Here is a 15906-nt window from a genome sequence, read left to right as displayed (position 1 = left end):
CGGCGCGATGAAGTCGACGCAGGAGTTCATCCATTGGCTGGAGCAGGGAGCCGGCGCGCGGTGGTTGCGCGGCGTGGCGCTGGCGGTCGGCGCGCTGCTGCTGACCGCGGTGTTTTCGTGGAAGCAGTTTCACGGCGTGCCGAACGAGTGGACGCTGCAGCAGGCCGAGCTGGGCCGGCAGATCGCGCAAGGGCAGGGGTTCACGACGCGCGTGAATTACCCGCAAACTTACGCGGTGATGAAGGCGCGCGGCGTGCCGTTGAGCGAGACGCAGCTTTATCCTGAGCTCGCGCATGCGCCGCTCTATCCGCTGGTCCTCGCGGCGGCCTTCAAGATCGCGCCAGCGAGCATTTGGTCGCACGTGCCGGAACCGCCGAACGGCTGGGCGCCGGACTACGTGGTGCTGGCGGTGAATCTCGCGCTGTTCTGGCTCGGCATGGCGCTGGTGTGGCGACTCGCGCGGCAGTTGTTCGACGCGCCAGTCGCGTGGCTCGCGACGCTGGGCGCGGCGGTGTCCGTGACGCTGTGGCAACAAACGGTGGTAGTCAGCGGGATGCCGTTGATGATGGTGCTGGCGCTGGCGATTTTCCTGGTGCTCGCAGGCGGCGAAGACGGCTGGGCGGAGACGCCCGCTTGGAATCGCGCGCTGGCGGGGCGGATGGCGGCGATGGGTGCGGGAGCGGCGTTGCTGTTTCTCGCGGAGTATTCGGCGGGACTGGTGGCGTTGCCGCTCGTGGCCTACCTGGCTTGGCGCCTGCGCGGCGCGGCGCGCTGGCCGGCGCTCGGGGTTTTCGCGGCGACGTTCGTGTTGCTGGTTGCGCCTTGGTTGGTCCGCAACGTCGTGGTGGTTGGCCACCCGCTCGGGCTGGCGTGGCAGAACCTCGCGTTGAAGGCGGACGACAACACGGCTTTGCCCAGCGCGGCGCGCACGACGGCGACGGTGGAATACATCGGCCTCGACCTGAAGAAACTCGGCAACAAGGGCCTCACCGGCATGGAGCGCAACCTGAAGGAGCGCATCTGGTCGGGCGGCGGGTTGCTGTTCACCGCGTTTTTCGTGGCGGGGCTGGCGTATCAGTTCCGGCATGCGCCCGCGAATCGGGTGCGGTGGTGCTTCGCGGCGACGTTGCTGGTCCTGCTGGCGGGCCAGCCGTTCTTCAGCGCGGGGGAAAGCCCGCGGCTGCCGGCCTATTATCTGGCGCCGCTGTTGATCGTGTTCGGCGCGGGCTTTTTCTCGGTATTGGTGGGCAGCCAGGGGGCGCTGGCACCGCGGTGGCGTTGGGTCGCGGCCGGATTGCTGGCGTTGCAGGCGCTGCCGCTCGTGCGCGACTGCCTGGAGCCGCGGAAAATCCATTTCTATTACCCGCCGTATTACCCGAATCTCTTCATCGAGCTGAAGCGCGATGCGCAGTCGCGGTTCATGCCGGGCGTGGCGATCGCCGCCGACGTGCCGGCGGGCACGGCGTGGTATGGCCAGCAGCGCGTCTGGGCGAAGCCGGAGCGCTTGCGCGATTTCTACGAAATCACGGTGCAACAGCCGATCGGCGCCTTGCTGCTCACGCCGGCGACGCTCGACCGGCCGTTCTTCACGGAGCTGGCGGCCCGGCGCGAGGACGCGATCCGCACCTTGTCCGATACGGGTGGTTGGGGGCCGGTCTATGCCGGCTTGGTGACGCGGCGCATGCCGGCGAATTTTCCGCTCTCCGGACCGCCGCAACGGCTGACCGAAAACATGGTGCTTTTGATCGACCCGTCCGCCATTCGGCTAAGGGGAAATTGATTTGCGTCTGGCTCCGGCGGGCGGCTTGCTGGCGCATCGGTTTTTCACCGATGTTGACCATGAACACTCCGCTTCGCCTGGCCGCGTTGGCTGTGCTTTTTCCCGCCCTGAGCTTTGCCGTCTATGCCCCGATTCCCGAGCAGGAACAGGGCAAGGCGCTGTCGTTCCAGATGGGCGCTTCGGTGTATCAGGACTCGAACATTTTCGGCGCCGCGACGGGTGAGATCGACAGCTTGGTTTATTCGGTGAGCCCATCGGTGGCTTACAACGCGTCGGTCGACGACCAGACTTTCGTTTCCGCGAGCTACAATCTCAACCTCGACCACTTCGTCGACCGGCCCGGCAAGAAGAACCTCACCAGCCACGCGCTCAACGCCCGCGTGGCCCACGCGTTCAGCTCGTCGACCAACATCGACGTCAGCGACAGCTACCAGATCTCGAAGAACCCGCAGTCGCTCCTGGCCGGCCTCACCTTGAACACCGATCAGTCGTTCAAGATGAACCAGTTCAACGCGCGCTTCACCACGGCGGCGAACCCGAAGACCGGAGTGGTGATCAAGTATCGCAACATCAACTACGCCTACGACCTCGGCACGCTCGCCGCGCAGCTCGATCGCATGGAGCAGCTGGCGGGCTTGGAGGTGAATTTCGCCGCGTTGCCCGTGACGAAGCTCGCGGCCGAATACCGTTACCAGAACGTCGCCTACGACGCCGGCTCCGCCACGAAGGACAAGCGCTCGCACTTCGTTCTCGGCGGCGTCGACTACAATCCCAGCGAGGCGGTCACGCTCACGTTCCGCGGCGGCGTCGAAGACCGCATGCGCGAAGGCGCCGCCTCGACCACCGGGCCCTACGCCGAGCTCAGCACGCGCTACACGTATGGCCAGAATTCCTTCGTCTCCGGCGGCTACGTTTACACGCTCGAAGAGGCCTCCGACGTGGTTCGCTTCACCGACACCAAGGTGAGCCGCTTCTTCGTGAACGTGCAGCACCGGCTGTCGCCGTTGGTCACCGCTTCGGGTTCGCTGACTTGGGAACCGTCGCAACTCCAAGGCCGCACCGGCGTGGCCGACGTGGACGAGACCACCACCCGCGTGGGTCTCGCGCTCTCCTGGTTGCCCACGAAGAACTGGACGATCAGCGCCACCCTCGATGCCGACAAGATCGCTTCGGACGACCCGATCCGCGACCAGGACCGCACGCGCTACGGCGTTTCGGCTCGCTTCTCGTTCTGACGGGCTTACCCCGCCGCAATGGCATCGTCCTCCGCTTCCGGCCACGGATCCGCGACACTGACTGATTTCGTCGGCTTGCTCCGCCTGCGGCTGACCTTGGTGCTGCTGGTGTTCGGCTTGGTGCTCGTGACCACGGCCGGCGTCACCGCGCTCCTGCCGAAGTGGTATCTCGCCACCGCCAAGATCCGCGTCGAGAAGCCCGAGAGCGAAGTGAAGCTCTTCCAGAACCAGAACTCGTCCTACTACGATCCCTATTTCATCCAGGACCAATTCGAGATCCTGCAGTCGGAAAAGATCCTCTATCGCGTCATCGAGAACCTGAAACTGAACGACGTGTTCGGCCGCCAGTTCGGCGACGGCGCCGCGTGGCCGTCCGCGATCACGTATCAGTTCCTCACGAAAAAAATGTTCACGCCCGAGTCGCGCCGCGCGACCTCGCTGATCGAGCTGAACGTCCAGGCCCGCGAGCCGCAACTCGCCGCCGCCATCGCGAACGAGATCGCCCGCGTCTACGCCGCCGACCGCGTCGACCTTGCCACCTCCGAGCAGCGCGAGGGCCTCGCCAAGCTCCGCGGTGAACTCGAGAAACAGGAGACCGTCGTCGTCACCCAGCGCGATCGCGTGGAGAAACTGCGCAAGGACCTCGGCATCTCCGGCGTCGATCTGAACCAGCGCTACTCCGACATGGAGATCGAGCGCCTGCGCCAGATGCAGAACTCGCTCATCGCCCTCCGCGTCGATGCCATCGGACGCAAGACGCGTTGGGAGCGCTTCCGCACCATCCCGACCGCCGACCGCCGCAACCTCGTCAACTCCGAGCTCATTTCCGATCCCAACATCCAGAACCTCCTCCAGGCCTTCCTCGTCGCCGACCAGAACCTCACGCGCCTGAAGGGCCGCCTCGGCGAGGCGCACCCGGATTTGATTTCCGCCGTGGATGCCCGCGCGAAAATCCAGGAGCAACTCGACAACCAGCTCCGCGGCTACGAAAGCTCGCTCGAGATGGCCTTCAAGGAATCCGAGGCGCGCGTGATCGAATTGGAGCGCCAGCTCGCCCAGGCCAAAGTCGACCAGATCCTCTCCGCCCGCGAGCGCATGCGCCCCTTCGAGGAGGCCGCGACGAGACTCGAGGACGAGCAACGCCTCCTCACCACGCTCAAGCTCACGCTCCGCCAGCGTGAGATCGACTTCCAGGTCCCGAAAAAGACGATCGAGATCCTCAACACCGCCGAGCCCGCGCGCTTCGCTTCCAAACCGAATTGGGCGATCAATCTCCTCTTCGCCACGGTGTGCGGATTGATCCTCGGCGTCGGTGCCGCCGTGCTCGTGGAGTTCTTCGACACCAGCTTCCGCAACGTCGCCGACGTCGAATCGAAGCTCGGGCTTCCCGTCCTGGGCGTGATTCCGTTTCAAACCGCGCCCGACGCCCGGCACGAACCCGGCTCGCCCGAAGGGGAGCCGTTCCGCGTGCTGCAGACGAACCTGAACCTCGCGCTGAAGGCCGGCCAACCCACCGCGCTCAGCATTTTCTCCGCCGGCCCCGGCGAGGGCAAATCCACCTCGCTGCGCCAGCTCGCCCTGACCATGGCGCTCGCGGGCGAGAAGGTTCTCCTCGTCGATTCCGACGTGCGCCGCCCCACCCAGCATCGACTCGCCAACGTCAGCCGCGAGCCCGGCCTCACCGACGTCCTGCTCGACAAAGCCACGTGGACGGAGTGCCTGAAACCGCAGGCCGCGGGCCTCGATTTGATTTCAGCCGGCGCGAGCGGTGGCGTGACGCTGAGCCTGCTCTACGCCAACAAACTCCGCGAGCTCATCGCCGAGTTCAAGGGTCGCTACGACAAGATCCTCTTCGATTCGCCGCCCATCATCGGCGTCAGCGACGCTTCCGTGCTCGCCAGCGTTACTGACGGGACCGTGCTGCTCATCCAGCACCGGCGCAATCCGGCGAGCATGGTCTTGCGTGCGAAACAGATCGTCGACGGCGTGAAAGCGCGCGTGATCGGCGTCGTGCTCAACCAGGTGCCCACCGGCACGGGCGAGGATTACGGCTACTACACGGCCAACTATTCCTATTACTCGGAAGGCGAGGGGAAGGCTGACGCGCCGGCCGACTCGCGCGGCCGCGCGACGGAGAAACTCCAGTTTTCCGAACCCGATCGCCCGAAGAACCGCTGACCATGAAGTCGATCCGTTCCGCGATCATGCTGCTCGGGGCCTGCCTGCTGGCGCTGGTGACGCGCGGCGCAGAAATCAGACTCGCCGGTTCGGATTTGCTCGGCGGCGCGTTGACGTCCGCGTTGGAGAAGTTCGGCCGCGAAAACGACGTTCATATCGCCGCCGGTCTCGACGGCACACGGCCGGGGCTGGACCGTTTGCGCGCCGGCGACGCGGACGTGGTCGTGTTTGCGTTGCCGCCGGATGAAAATCCCCCCGGCGATCCCTTTGTGGTTCGCGTGCTCGGTTACCAGCCGGCCGTCATCGTGGTTCACGAAGCCGCGCCGCTCACGCAACTCACCCTGGCGCAGGCGCAGGGCATTTTCGCGGCGACCGGTGCGCAAAGCGTCAGCCTGTGGGGCGAACTCGGCCTGACGGGCGACTGGCGCACGCGCACGATCGCCGTGAACGCCGTTGCTCCCGGCTCGGCGCTGACCGTGCCCCTCTTTCGCCGTTTCGCGCTCAACGGCGCCGAGATGAAGACGCTCGCGAGTTACGCTTCGCTTGAACGCGTGCTCGAGCGTGTCCGCTCGAGCGAAAACGCCATCGGCCTGGTGCCCGTGGTGCCATCGGCCGGCTCGGGATTGCGCGCCATCGCGCTCGCTCCGAGCGTGCGGGACCCGGCGCACTTGCCGACGGCCGAGGCGTTGCACGATGGCAGTTACCCGTGGCGGCTGCCCCTCTACATCGCGTTCCGTCGCGAGGCGGCGCCGCGGTTGCTGACGTTCCTCCGGTTCCTGCTCAGCGACGAATGCGGCGAGGCGCTGGCGCAGGCTCGGTTCGTGCCTCTGCCCGTCAGCGCGCGCAACCAGTTGGTGTTCGAGTTGGAAGAGTTGAACTGAATCGCCTCCCGGCTTCGCCGGCGCGGAACAGGAACAGGGCTTGTCAGGGTCGGGGCGGCGGCTTTCACTGGCCGGCTAAATTTCTCCCATGGCCTCGATTACCAAGAGCTACGAACCGCGCGACGTTGAGAAGAAGTGGTATGCCGCCTGGCAGGCCGCCGATGCCTTCGCGGGTCGCGTCACGCCCGGCAAGGATCCCTACACGATCGTCATCCCGCCGCCGAACGTCACGGGCGTGCTCACGATGGGCCACGTGCTCAACAACACGATCCAAGACATCCTCATCCGCCGCGCCCGCCTCGAGGGCAAGGAGGCCATGTGGCTCCCGGGCACCGACCACGCCGGCATCGCGACGCAGACCGTCGTCGAGCGCGAGCTGCGCAAACAGAAACTCCACCGCCGCGACCTCGGCCGCGAGAAGTTCCTCGAGAAGGTCTGGTCGTGGCGCGAGGAGAAGGGCGGCATCATCCTCCAGCAATTGCAGGCGCTCGGCGCGTCGTGCGACTGGAGCCGCACGCAGTTCACGATGGACCCGCACTACTCGCAGGCGGTGCTCAACGTGTTCGTCGATCTCTTCGCCAAGGGCCACATTTACCGCGGCAAGCGCATGGTGAACTGGTGCCCGGTCTCGCTCACGGCGCTCTCCGACGAGGAAGTGATCATGAAACCCGCGAAGGGTTTCCTCTATCAAGTTCGCTACGAGCGCGTGGACGCGCCCGGCGAGTTCATCACCGTCAAGACGACGCGCCCCGAGACGATTCCCGGCGACGTCGCGATCGCGGTGCATCCCGACGACCCGCGCTACGCCGGCTGGATCGGCAAGAAGGTGCGCCGCCCGCTTGGCCCCACCGCGGAGATCCCGATCATCGCCGACAGCGCCGTGGACAAGGAATTCGGCTCCGGCGCGCTCAAGATCACGCCCGCACACGATAAGGTCGATTTCGAGATCGGCCAGCGGCACAAGCTCCCGCCGATCGACGTGCTCAACGCCGATGGCACGCTCAACGAGCTCGCTGGCCCCGAACTCGCCGGCATGGATCGCTTCGCCGGTCGCAAGAAGGCCGCCGAACTTCTCAAGGAGCGCGGCGCGCTGGTGAAGGAGGAGCCCTACGAGAACAACGTCGGCTTCTCCGAGCGCGCTGACGTGCCGATCGAGCCGCGCCTGACGTGGCAATGGTGGCTCAAGTATCCGCGCGTCGAGGAGGCGAAGGCCGCCGTGCGCGACGGCCACATCAAGTTCCACCCGGAGCGCTGGTCGAAAGTTTACCTGCACTGGCTCGAGAACATCCAGGATTGGTGCATCAGCCGTCAGCTCTGGTGGGGGCACCGCATTCCCGTCTGGTATCGCAAAGGACTCGACAAGGAGAAGCTCACCGAAGCCGACCTGCGCGACGCGACGAAAGTCCACGTCTCGCTCGCCGGACCCGCCGATCCGGAAAACTGGGTGCAGGAAGACGACGTGCTCGACACGTGGGCGTCGTCTTGGCTCTGGCCGTTCGCCACGCTCGGCTGGCCCGACGCCGCGAAGATGCAGGAGCGCGGCTACGATTATTTCTATCCGACCAGCACGCTCGTGACCGGCCCGGACATCATTTTCTTCTGGGTCGCGCGCATGATCATGGCGGGACTGGAATACACGGGTAGCTCAGAGCTCAGAGCCAAGAGTTCAGAGCAGGGCAGCGGCACTTCCGGCTCTCAGCCCTCAGCTCTCAGCTCTCAGCTCGACGCAGCGGAGCTGCGTCGCCGGATTCCTTTCCGCGACGTCTACTTCACCGGCATCATCCGCGACCAGCAGGGGCGCAAGATGTCGAAGTCGCTCGGCAACTCGCCCGATCCGCTCGATCTCATCGCCAGCTACGGCGCCGACGGCCTGCGCTTCGGCATCATCTCCATCGCGCCGCAAGGCCAGGACATCCGCTTCCAGGAAGACCGCATCGAGAGCGGCAAGAATTTCTGCAACAAACTCTGGAACGCCTGCCGCTTCCGCCAGATGAGCGGCGACAGCGCCGACAACTCCTCGCTCGCCGCCGTGCTCGCGCGGCTCGAGCCCGCGAAGTTCGACGCCGACGACCACGCCATCCTCGAGCGCCTGCTCGCCACGACCCGCGCCGTCGAGGCCGCGTTCGCGAACTTCGAGTTCAGCAACGCCGTGCAGACGCTCTACGGATTTTTCTGGAACGACTTCTGCGACTGGTATGTCGAGGTCTCGAAAGCCAAACTCCAGGACGCGTCGACGAAGGCCAACTGCCTCGCGATTCAGGATCTCGTGCTGCGCCAGACGCTGCTGCTGCTGCATCCGTTCACGCCGTTCATCACCGAGGAACTCTGGCACTTGCTCGGCTACGGCACCGATGCGCAGTTCCTCATGCGCGACGTGCGCATCGAGACCGGCGCGGCGCTTGAGTCCGAACTCGCGACGCGTGGCTTGCGCATCGATTCGGCCGCCGCCGCCGAAGTCGGCCGGTTGAAGGAAGTCACCTCGCAACTCCGCGCCTTCAAGGCTGAGAACGGCGAGGCGGCGAAGAAGGATTCCGAGTTCGTCGTCGAAGCTGCCGACGCGCAGTGGGCCGTGCTCGAGACGAACATGGCCAAGCTCAAGCGCATGCTCGGCGCCGCCACGGTCACGCGCGGCAAGCTCTCGCCCAACGCGCCCGCCAGCGTCACGCCCTACGGCACGTGGAATCTCATTCGCAAGCTCGCCACCGGCGACACCGCCGCCGAGAAGGCGCGCCTCACGAAGGAGAACGAGACGCTCGCGAAGCACATCGCCGGCACCGAAGCGCGCCTGAGCAACGAAGCCTTCGTCTCGAAAGCTCCGCCCGCCGTCCTCGAAGGCGCGCGCAAGCAACTCGCCGACCTCAAGGCCAAGCAAGCCGAGGTGCAGCGCCTGCTCGGCGCGCTCGGTTGAGCCGACGATCAGGTCGCATTTATCCTGTCGTCGAAAAACGACAGGCTGACTTCACGGCGCTCTGATAGGCTGAGTGCTGAGTGAGTCCCGCTTCCCTCATGGTTCGCGGCCGGCTCGCGAACACACTCCATGCACCTGTCCAAACAAACCTTGATTCGCGCCGCAGCCGGTTGGCTGGCGGCTTTGACGATCGCAGCGTCCGCTCACGCCGGCCCGGCCAGCCTTTTCTGGGGCGGCGGCTCCGGCAACTGGAGCACGAGCGCGAATTGGTCCCCGAACGAGCATGGTCCCTACACCGACACTTTCTCCGGCAACGCCGCGACGTTCGGCTCCAACACGGGGGGCACGCTCACCTTCACGCAGAATGTATCGTTGGACGTGTTCTACATCTCTGCGAACGGGGCGTATAACTTCGCTCTCGCCGGCAACACTCTGAGCGTCGCCAACAACGCTTTCATCGTTTCGGCGGTGACGACGTTTGATTTCGGTGGAGGAAATTCGACCCTCAATGTGGGAAGCGGATTTTCGAACTTTTACGTCGAAGGTTTCACGGTCGCCAATTACCAGGCAGGTTCGGACGTGATTCGCTTCGGCACCAGCGCCTCGGCGCTGACTTCGACCGAGCTGAGCCACATCGTGTTTTCGGGCTACTCGATGGGTGGCGCCGCGCAAATTGACGCGAACGGCTACGTCACGCCGATGGGCGTTTCCGCCGTGCCCGAGCCCTCGACCTACGCGGCGATCTTTGGCGCGATGGCGCTCGGTGCGGTCGCGGTGATCCGCCAGCGGCGTCGCGCGGTGGCGGTGCTAAACTGATTCTCGCCCTCCTTTCGCATCACCCCGGCTCGCCGCGCGCGGCCGGGGTTTTGTTTTGGGGCGTTGGCCGACTGCGCTCCTGCAGTGTCGTGGCGAATTTCGCGAAGACGCCGCCCCTTCGCCGGGCGGCACTGATTCGTTTCGGTGGCCGGCGACTCCGGCTTGTAGTCGGTAAACGACAGGACGGGTCGGTGCGGAGCTGTTAGGCTCCCCGTTTCGGTCACCCACATCTCAACGCAGCACACACAAATACATGTCCATCCATCTCTCTGATCGCACCGCGTCCCGCACCGGCCTTACCCGCGTGAGCCACCAAGCGGCACTCTTGCTCTGTGGCCTGATTCTCTGGGCGTGCACTGCGAGTGATGCTCGGGCCCAAGTCCTCCTGTCGAATCTGGCCGAGACCAAGACGGGTTCCGGTAGCGTTTATGTTTCCGGCTCTCCGGGAAATTTCACCTACATCTACGCCGCTGAGACATTCACCACCGGGGCCGCCGAAAGCACGCTGAGTAGCATCACCGTGAACTTCGACACGATGAATTTCAACAACACGACATTCTCTCTCAAGCTTTACTCCAGTGCGGGCGCGCAGCCGGGGACGTTGATCGAAACGCTTTCCGGTTCGACGGCGCCGAGTAACGGCACGTTCTCCTACACCTCCGCCGGCTCGACGGTATTGAGTGCGAACACGACCTACTGGTGGGTCGCCGCATCGAGCACCAATGGCGTGATTTTCCATCCGACTTACACCTCCTCAACCGCCGAAACCAGCAGCGCCGGATGGACCATCGGCAACTCCGGCTACACCGGCTCCATTACCACGGCGGGAGTGCTGCCGACCTTTTCTGCAACGGCCACGCCGTTCCAGTTTTCTGTGTCGGCGGTTTCCGCCGTGCCTGAGCCCTCCACCTATGCTGCGATTTTTGGCGCTCTCGCGCTTGGGGCCGTCGCGGTGGTTCGTCAGCGTCGTCGCGCGGTGGCGATGCAAAACTGATTTTCGATCACTCCCGATTCGACCCCGGCTCACGTTCGCGTGGCCGGGGTTCTTGTTTTTCAAGGGGGCGGGAGCTTCCAGCTCCCGATTCTGCGCGTGGGTCAAACGCGGGAGGCGGAAACTCCCGCTACTCTGATGCCGGAAATTCCGCGTAGAACGTCGCGCCCTTTCCGGGCTCCGATTCGACGTCGAGGCGGCCGCCGTGGGCGACGACCAAAGCGTGGGCGAGCGCGAGGCCGAGGCCCGTGGACGATTCGCCGCCAGTGGGCGCGGCGCTGAGGCGGCGGAAACGCTGGAAGAGTCCGGCGCGGTCCTCCGCCGTGAGGCCGGGGCCTTCGTCGCGCACTTCGAGACGCACGCGAGGGCCGTCGACACCGCGCACGGCGAGTCGCGTGGTGGTGCCGGCGGGCGAGAATTTGAGCGCGTTGCTGACGAGATTTTCGATCACCTGGCGGAGGCGCGCGGCATCGCCGTCGACGATGAGCGGCGCGGCGCTGGTGTCGGCCGTGCACTCGATGCGCTGTTGTTTTTGCGCGGCGCGGTCGGCGAAAGCGGCGGCGACTTCGCGGACGAGCGCGGCGAGATCGACGGACGTGCGCGCGAGCGTGAGGCGGCCGGACTCGGCGGCGGAGCCATCGAGGAGATCCTGCACCAATCCGAGGAGGCGATGATTTTCCGCGCGGAGCGTGCGCGCGAGCTGTGCAATCTCCGGACGGTCGGCGCTTTCGTCGGCGATGGTCTCGGCGGTGAGCATCGCGCCGACGAGCGGGGCCTTGAGATCGTGCGAGGCGAGGTCGAGCAGGCGGGATTTGAGGGCGGTGGCCTCCTCGGCGGCGTCTCGTGCGCGGCGCGTTTCGGCGAGGATGCGCCGCTCGGAGCGGGTGATGGCGCGCTGGCGGCTGATGATCGCAATCGCGGCGATCAGACCGAAGAGTAGCAGCGCGGCCAAACCGATGCGCTCGGCGCGTGTGCGGCTCAGCTCCTGTTCCGTTGCCGCGAGTTCGGCGTTCTGCTTCTGCTGCGTGGCCTTGAGTTCGACGATCTGGCGCTGACGTTTCTCGGCCTCGAAGCGCTCGCGGAGTTCGGCGATGGTTTTCGCGGTGTTCTCGCTCGCGACCGTTTGATTTTCGCTCTGAGCCTTGCGCTGGTAATCGAGTGCCTCGCGGAAGTCGCCGCGGGCGGCGTGGGCATCGCTGAATGTGTTGTAGAGGAGCCCCAGGAGTTCGTGGCTGCCGACTTTCTCGGCGATGGGCGCGGCGATGCCGAGTTGCGCGAGGGCATCGTCGGCCCGATCGAGTTTGGTGAGCGTGATGGCGACGGCGACGTGCGCGGTGGCGATATGGCGGGGCACGCCGAGCTCGCGGCGGAGCGCGAGCGATTTCTGCTTATAGTCGAGTGCGGCGGCGTGGTTGCCGGCGAGGCTCTCCAGCGCGCCGAGATTGAGGAACGTGTCGGCCGTGCTGCGGCGGTTGTTCGCGGCGGTATGGATCCGGAGATTTTCGAGCAGGAGCGGTCGCGCGTCGTCGAAGCGGTGCTGGTCGTAGAGGAGAATCGCGAGATTGTTGCGGATTTGGAGCCGGAGAACGTCGAGGTCGTTTTGCTCGGCGAGGGCCAGCGCGGATCGGTAGAGTTGTTCGGATTGGTCGAAGAGCTTTTGTTGACGCGCGACGATGCCTCGGCTGTTGAGCAAACGGACTAGTAGAGTTGTGTCCTTGAGTTCTTCCGCGGTGCGCTGCGCCTCGAGGTAGCAGGCTTCGGCGGCGGGATAGTCGCCGCGGTTCCAGTGGATCTGGCCCGATTCGTAGACGAGCCCGGCGCGGGCAAGGCGCTCGGCAGGTGTGGGGCCGAGGGGCAGGGCGAGGCCGGCGTCGGTGATCTGGCGGGCTTCGGCGTAGTTGCTGTTGCGACGGAGTGTCTCGCTGAGCTGGGTGCGGGCTCGAATCTCGTCGACGCGCAGCGGGCTTTTTTGCGCGAGGGCGAGGGCTTCGCGAGCAAGGGGGATGGCGCGGGCGGGCTCGTTGGCGTCGAGAGCGCGCGCTTGTTGCATGAGGGCATCGATGCGAGTGGGCTCGCGCGGCGTAGGCTGATCGGCCCACACGGAACCGGACCAAGTCAGCGCGAGGGCCGCCAAGCCTAGACGGCGCAAGAGCTGCGCGCTGGGACGACGAACGAGGCAAGTGGATTGGGTTGTGACGCTCACAGTCATCAAAATTGCATTGATGCGTGTAGTGTCGCGCCGGACGATGGGTGAGTCGATGGCGGAAGATCCTGTCTCTCGAATTTTGTTGGCGGACGACCACGTGTTGGTGCGCGACGCCTTGCCTGCGGCGATACGTCGGCGGGTGGCGGGGGCGCGGTTCGAGTGCGTCGGGACCGCCACCGCGGCGGTCGCGGCGGTCGAGCGCGAGCCTTGGCATCTGGTCGTGCTCGACCTTGGCTTGCCGGGCGGATCGGAGCTGGAGACCTTGCGTCGCGTGCGGGCCGCGCGGCCGACGATGCCGATCCTGGTGTTCTCCATGTTTCCCGAGGAAAAGATGGGCGTGGCTGCCTTGGACGCTGGAGCGGACGGCTACCTCTGCAAGACGGCCGACCGGGCGACGATCGGCGAGGCGGTGGCGGAGACTCTGGCTGGGCGCGGCTATCGCAGTGCGGCGCTGGCGAGTTTGCTGGTCAAGCGGGCCGGCAAGCGGCGAGGCGCCTTGTCGGATTTGTCGCAACGCGAGATGGAGGTGCTGATCGGACTTGGGCGTGGGCGATCGAACAAGGAAGTCGCCGCGGACTTGGCGATCAGCGTGACTTCCGTCGGCACCTATCGCGTGCGGATCATGGAAAAGCTCGGACTGCGCACCACGGCGGACCTGCTGCGCTACGTCGTGGAACACCGGCTGGCGCGCGATTAGGGTGCGGCCGGCATCCGGAGCGTGGGCCCCGGCAAATTCGCGTGCTTGCCTGCGCTCGGAATCTTCCCCTAGCTCGTCCACCCCGAATGAAAAAGGCTCTCATCACCGGCATCACCGGCCAAGACGGTTCCTATCTTGCTGAATTGCTCCTCGCCAAAGGCTACGAAGTTCACGGCGTCATCCGCCGTGCCTCGACCTTCAACACCAGCCGGATCGATCATCTTTACCGCGACCCGCACATCAACGGAGTGAAGCTCTTCCTCCACTACGGCGATCTCGCGGACTCCGTGCAGATGGTGAAGTTGCTCTACAACCTCCAGCCGGACGAGATCTACAACCTCGCGGCGCAGTCGCACGTGCGCGTGTCGTTCGACATCCCGGAATATACCGGCGACGTCACGGGCGTGGGCGCGGTGCGCATCCTCGAGGCCATCCGCGAGGCCGGCCTCGTGAAGAAGTGCCGTTATTACCAGGCGTCTTCGTCCGAAATGTTCGGCAAGGTGCAGCAAGTCCCTCAGGTGGAAACCACGCCCTTCTGGCCGCGCTCGCCCTACGGTTGTGCCAAGATGTATGCGCACTGGCTCACGGTGAACTACCGCGAGAGCTACAATCTCCACGCTTCGTCCGGCATCCTCTTCAACCACGAGAGCCCGCGCCGCGGCGAGACGTTCGTGACGCGCAAGATCACCCGTGCCGCCACGCGCATCAAACTCGGTCTTCAGGAATCGCTCTTCATGGGCAACCTCGATGCCAAGCGCGATTGGGGCTACGCGAAGGAATACGTCGAGATGATGTGGGTCATGCTCCAGCAGGACCAGCCCGACGACTACGTGGTCGCCACGAACGAGACGCACACCGTCAAGGAGTTCATCGAGGAAACCTTCGGCCTGCTCGGTCTCGATTGGGAGAAATACGTCAAATACGACGCCCGCTACGAGCGCCCCGCCGAGGTCGATCTGCTCATCGGCGACCCCGCCAAGGCCAAGAAACAACTCGGTTGGGAGCCGAAGGTCCGCTTCAAGGAGCTCGTCCGCATCATGACCGAGGCCGACCTCGAACTCGCCAAGCGCGAGGCGCAGATCGAGGCGCTCCCGCAGCCTTCGAAAGCACCGTTCGCCTGATTTGATCACCACGAAACACACCAAACACACGAAAAGACCGGTCTGATCGCTTTCGTGTCGTTCGTGTGTTTCTTGGTTTTCCCTTCATGAAAATCTTCATCGCAGGTCACCACGGCATGGTCGGCGCCGCCATCGTGCGCCGTTTCCAGCATGAACCCGGCGTCTCGCTGCTGCTCCGCTCGCGCCGCGATGGGCTCGACCTCACGAACCAAGCCGCCGTCGCCGCCTTCTACGCCGCCGAGAAACCCGACGTCGCCATCATCGCCGCCGCCAAGGTCGGTGGCATCCACGCCAACAACACCTACCCGGCCGACTTCCTCTTCGAGAATCTCGCCATCGCCGCCAACTGCATCCACGGCGCCTACGCCGCCGGCGTGAAGCGCGTGCTCTTCCTCGGCAGCTCGTGCATCTACCCGAAGCACGCGCCGCAGCCGATGCCCGAGGATTGCCTGCTCACCAGTCCTCTCGAGCCGACGAACGAGGCCTACGCCATCGCCAAGATCGCCGGCCTCAAGCTCGCGCAATACTACCGCAAGCAGCACGGCGTCCTCTACCACTCGGCGATGCCGACCAATCTCTACGGCCCGGCGGACAACTACCACCTGCAGAACTCGCACGTGATGCCGGCCCTGATCCGCAAGTTTCACGAAGCGAAGGAAGCTGGCCGCGCCGAGGTCGTGGCTTGGGGCACCGGTTCGCCCAAGCGCGAATTCCTCCACGTCGACGACCTCGCCGACGCCTGCGCCTTTCTGCTCCGCCTCGAAAACCCGCCCGACTGGGTCAACGTGGGCACGGGCGTGGATGTCACGATCAAGGAGCTGACTGAAATCGTGGCCGAAGTGACCGGATTTACCGGCCGCATCGTGTGGGACACCTCCAAGCCCGACGGCACGCCGCGCAAGCTCATGGACGTTTCCCGCCTGACCGGTCTGGGCTGGCAGGCGCGCATCGGCCTGCGGGAAGGCGTCGCGAAGGCCTACGCGTCCTTCCTCGTGGAAAAAGCCGCCGGCACGCTCCGCGCCTGAACGACCATTGGTGCGGAGGACTCCTCCGCGTCGCGGCTCAAGTCCGCCCGCCCGCGTGACGATTAGGG

At 65.3% G+C, this 15906-nt stretch carries 11 protein-coding genes; 10 read left to right on the top strand and 1 reads right to left on the bottom strand.

The features are described from left to right. The first annotated feature begins 7 nt into the window (after positions 1 to 7). The 7 genes from HZA32_04590 (at position 8) to HZA32_04560 (ending at position 10792) form a co-directional block, all read left to right on the top strand. Positions 8 to 1780, top strand: a complete 1773-nt coding sequence (locus tag HZA32_04590) for a hypothetical protein (GenBank protein ID MBI5423339.1) — start codon at positions 8 to 10, stop codon at positions 1778 to 1780. A 59-nt stretch (positions 1781 to 1839) separates the two neighbouring features. Next, on the top strand, positions 1840 to 3015 hold the full coding sequence (locus HZA32_04585) for a hypothetical protein (protein MBI5423338.1): 1176 nt from the start codon (positions 1840 to 1842) through the stop codon (positions 3013 to 3015). Between the two features lie 18 nt (positions 3016 to 3033). Then, positions 3034 to 5193 carry a polysaccharide biosynthesis tyrosine autokinase gene (locus tag HZA32_04580; GenBank protein MBI5423337.1) on the top strand — a complete coding sequence of 720 codons (2160 nt, stop codon included), beginning with the start codon at positions 3034 to 3036 and terminating at the stop codon, positions 5191 to 5193. A 2-nt stretch (positions 5194 to 5195) separates the two neighbouring features. Further along, complete coding sequence (locus HZA32_04575; GenBank protein MBI5423336.1) at positions 5196 to 6074, top strand: substrate-binding domain-containing protein; 879 nt, start codon at positions 5196 to 5198, stop codon at positions 6072 to 6074. Between the two features lie 88 nt (positions 6075 to 6162). Continuing rightward, the gene (locus tag HZA32_04570; GenBank protein ID MBI5423335.1) at positions 6163 to 8982 is read left to right on the top strand and encodes a valine--tRNA ligase; all 2820 of its coding nucleotides are present in this window, start codon (positions 6163 to 6165) and stop codon (positions 8980 to 8982) included. Positions 8983 to 9636: 654 nt separating this feature from the next. Next, positions 9637 to 9798: a PEP-CTERM sorting domain-containing protein gene (locus HZA32_04565; GenBank protein MBI5423334.1), complete on the top strand. Its 162-nt coding sequence runs from the start codon at positions 9637 to 9639 to the stop codon at positions 9796 to 9798. Positions 9799 to 10051: 253 nt separating this feature from the next. Then, positions 10052 to 10792: a PEP-CTERM sorting domain-containing protein gene (locus HZA32_04560; GenBank protein ID MBI5423333.1), complete on the top strand. Its 741-nt coding sequence runs from the start codon at positions 10052 to 10054 to the stop codon at positions 10790 to 10792. Between the two features lie 127 nt (positions 10793 to 10919). Here the strand turns inward: HZA32_04560 and HZA32_04555 are convergent, their stop codons facing one another. Next, positions 10920 to 12992 (bottom strand): tetratricopeptide repeat-containing sensor histidine kinase, encoded by a 2073-nt coding sequence (locus HZA32_04555; protein ID MBI5423332.1) that lies wholly within the window; start codon positions 12990 to 12992, stop codon positions 10920 to 10922. Here HZA32_04555 and HZA32_04550 point away from each other — a divergent pair. From HZA32_04550 to HZA32_04540, 3 genes are all read left to right on the top strand, one after another. Further along, complete coding sequence (locus tag HZA32_04550; protein ID MBI5423331.1) at positions 12982 to 13692, top strand: response regulator transcription factor; 711 nt, start codon at positions 12982 to 12984, stop codon at positions 13690 to 13692. The genes HZA32_04555 and HZA32_04550 overlap by 11 nt on opposite strands. A gap of 86 nt (positions 13693 to 13778) precedes the next feature. Then, positions 13779 to 14813: a GDP-mannose 4,6-dehydratase gene (gene gmd / locus HZA32_04545; protein MBI5423330.1), complete on the top strand. Its 1035-nt coding sequence runs from the start codon at positions 13779 to 13781 to the stop codon at positions 14811 to 14813. A gap of 86 nt (positions 14814 to 14899) precedes the next feature. Next, positions 14900 to 15838, top strand: a complete 939-nt coding sequence (locus tag HZA32_04540) for a GDP-L-fucose synthase (protein MBI5423329.1) — start codon at positions 14900 to 14902, stop codon at positions 15836 to 15838. Positions 15839 to 15906: the final 68 nt, after the last annotated feature.

The sequence above is a fragment of the Opitutia bacterium genome (assembly GCA_016217545.1).
Classification (GTDB): Bacteria; Verrucomicrobiota; Verrucomicrobiia; order Opitutales; family Opitutaceae; genus Didemnitutus.
Note: the sequence above shows the minus strand (reverse complement) of the source record. Positions and strands in the feature narration are given on the sequence as shown.